A 3,071-nucleotide genomic window follows, 5' to 3' on the forward strand; every position below is an offset into this window, starting at 1 on the left:
ACCGGTGTGCTGCTGGCGGTGTCCGGCTGCAGCGGGACGGACGGGGGCGGCACGGGAAGCGGTGGGACGACCGGCGCCACCGGTGCCACGGCCCCCGTCACCGCCGGGAGGACGGCGGGCGGGCCCGGCGGGCTGGCCCAGCTCCCCGGACAGGCCTTCTACGTCTCCGACCAGACCAACGCCGCCCGGCAGGTCGCCACGCTGCGCACCCAGGGCCGCACGGCCGAGGCCGACACCCTGCTGCGGATCGCCGCCCAGCCCTCCTCGCAGTGGCTCGGCGAGCAGGGTGCCAAGGAGATCGCCGAACAGGTGAGCCGCCGCGCCACCGAGGCCGGCCGGACGGCCGTCTTCGTCGCGTACGACATCCCGCACCGCGACTGCGGCCAGTACTCGGCCGGCGGCGCCCCCGACGCCGCCGCCTACCGCACTTGGATCACCGGCGTCGCGCAGGCCCTCGGCGACCGCAGGGCCTGGGTGGTGCTGGAGCCGGACGCCGTCGCGCACACCCTGGACTACTGCGGGATCAAGGGCGACCAGGCCGCCGAGCGGTACGGCCTCCTGGCCTTCGCCGTCCAGGAGTTGAAGAAGCAGCCGAACGTCCGGGTCTACCTGGACGCCGGCAACCCCGGCTGGCTCCAGGACCCGGACGAACTGGCCGCCGCCCTGCGCAAGTCGGGCATCGCCGCGGCGGACGGCTTCGCGGTGAACGTCGCCAACTTCTACCCCGTCGACCGGAACGTGGCGTACGGGAACCGGCTCTCCGCCGCCCTGGGCGGGAAGCACTTCGTCATCGACACCAGCCGCAGCGGCAACGGCTCGCTGGGCGCCGACTCCTGGTGCAACCCGCCCGGCCGGGCACTCGGCGAGCCGCCGACCACCGAGACCGGCAAGCCCGGGGTCGACGCCTACCTGTGGATCAAGAACCCGGGGGAGTCGGACGGCGAGTGCGGCCGCGGCGAGCCCCGGGCGGGCGAGTTCTGGCTGCCGTACGCGCTGGGGCTGGCACAGGCGACGCGCTGAGGCGGCCCGGGGCGTTCTGGTGACGCCTCGTCGGGTAGCCGGCTGGGGCCTCAGCCGGACACCCGGGCGTTCAGCCGGTCCCCGGGTGTCCCTCCCGTTGAGGCGCGGGCGTTGAGCCGGTCACCCGGGCGCTCAGCCGGTCACCTGGATCCAGCGGGCGACCGACGGGGTGCCCGTGCCGTCCGTCAGGAACAGCATGTACCAGCCGGGCGGCAGCAGGTTGGGGTTGCCCGGGAGGGCGAGCGAGATCCCGTCCGCCGTCCGACCGGTGATGTCCAGGGCCACCGAGCGCTGCTCGACATCGGTCACGTGGGTCACCGAACTCGGCCGGATCAGCTTGGCGGTGGTCACCGTGTCCGGCCGGGAGGTGCCGACCTTGAGGCTGCCGCCGAGCTTCGCCGTCTCCGGCGCGGCGGTCACCTGCGGGCGGTCACCGTGGTACAGGTACGGCGGCGTGTAGATCTCGATGCGCTGCTCGAAACCGCCCGGCTGGGTCTCGGCCTTGTCCGCGAAGAGCGGGTTGGAGCCGAGCACGGCGACCCGGCCGTCCGGCAGCAGCAGCGCCTCGGAGTGGTAGTCGCGGCCGACGGCGGGTTCGGCGGCGGTGCTGAAGCTGTTGGAGTCCGGGTGGTACACCTGCGCCTTGAGCAGGTCGCTGTCGCCCCGGCCGCGGTAGCCGCTGGAGCCGCCGGTGGTGAAGACGGTGTCGTCCGGGAGGATCACGCTGTTGAGGTAGCGGGTGCCGCCGGCCGGCAGGTCCGGGCCCGGGGTGAAGGCGGGCTTGGCGGCGGACAGGTCGACGATGTCGGTGCGGGCCGTGGACAGCGGGGACTCGCCCACCCCGCCACCGCCGAGCACCATGACCTTCTGCGTCTGGGCGGGCGGCAGCAGCACCGAGGAGGAGGTCTCGGTGAGGCCCGGGTCGCGCAGGCCGGGGACCGGCTGGAAGGTGTTGTTCGACAGGTCCCACACGCCGGGCTCGCGGCCCTTGTCGGACGGGCCGTAACCGCCGTTGGAACCGGAGTAGAAGAGCTTGCCGGAGGCCGTCAGGAAGATCGACGGGTAGGTCGGGAAGTACCGGTCGGGGGCCTTGGCCCAGCTCTTGGTCTTCGGGTCGTAGACCTCGTTGTCGTTGCCGTTGAGGATCTGCCCGGTGTCGTCCAGCCCGGAGACGGTGACCACCCGGCCGTCGCCCAGCCCGGTCAGGGTCGGGTACCAGCGGGCGTGCGCCATGTCGGTGACCTGCTCGTAGAGCTCGGTGTCCGGGTTGAACTCGAAGGCGGCGCGGATGCCCTGGTAGTCCTGCTTGTCCAGGGTCAGCTTCTCGCTCTGCCCGTAGAGGTTGTGCGATTCGGTGCCGGTCAGGCCCTTGATCCGGTACTGGGCGGGCGAGTTGGTCACGTACTCCGGGCCGTCGCCGACCGCCTCGACGAACACGTGCTGCTCGCCGGCGGTGACCACGGTCTGCTTGCCGGAGCCGGTCTTGGTCGCGGCGGGGACGGTCACCGGGGCGGTGGTGGCGTACTCGCGGCCGTTCGGGCCGACGAACACGGTGCCCTTGGGGAAGGTGCGGTCGCGCTCCGGGCTCTCGTTGCGCACCCGCATCGTGCCGGCCGCCTTCTTCACCGCACCGTCCAGCTTCTCGTACCGCTGGGTGCCGCCGGCCACCAGCACCCGGCCGTCCGACAGCGAGGTGTGACCGCCGCAGAACATGTCGGCGGGGGTGGGGACCAGCTTGTAGGTGTTCTTGGCCGGGTCCCAGAGGAGGCTCTTGAAGGTGCCCGCGTTGAACTGCTTCTCGTCGTTGCCGGAGCCGGCCACGATGAGCACCTTGCCGGTGCGCAGCAGGGTGGCGTGGACGGCGTTGACCCGGAACTCGGCGGGCAGCGTCAGGGTCTGCCAGTGGCCGTACTGCGCCTTGTACCCGGGGCGGTTGATCACGTACTGGTGGTACTGCTCGCTGGCGAAGCCCAGGACTGCCGGGGCGTTCATTCCGGCGACGGTCAGCGCGACGGTGCTGCCGAGGGCGAAGCGCTTGGTGCGGCCGGTCT

Annotated in this window: 2 protein-coding genes; one reads left to right on the forward strand and one right to left on the reverse strand. The window is 72.4% G+C overall.

Annotated features, from left to right (window positions below):
- Positions 1-1,020: glycoside hydrolase family 6 protein (locus J0670_RS34290; protein ID WP_207816275.1), on the forward strand; the 1,020-nt coding region annotated here is incomplete at its 5' end.
- A 132-nt stretch (positions 1,021-1,152) separates the two neighbouring features.
- Here the strand turns inward: J0670_RS34290 and J0670_RS34295 are convergent.
- Positions 1,153-3,071: galactose oxidase-like domain-containing protein (locus J0670_RS34295; protein WP_374223231.1), on the reverse strand; the 1,919-nt coding region annotated here is incomplete at its 5' end.

Source organism: Streptomyces sp. FH025 (assembly GCF_017427025.1).
Lineage (GTDB): Bacteria > Actinomycetota > Actinomycetes > Streptomycetales > Streptomycetaceae > Kitasatospora.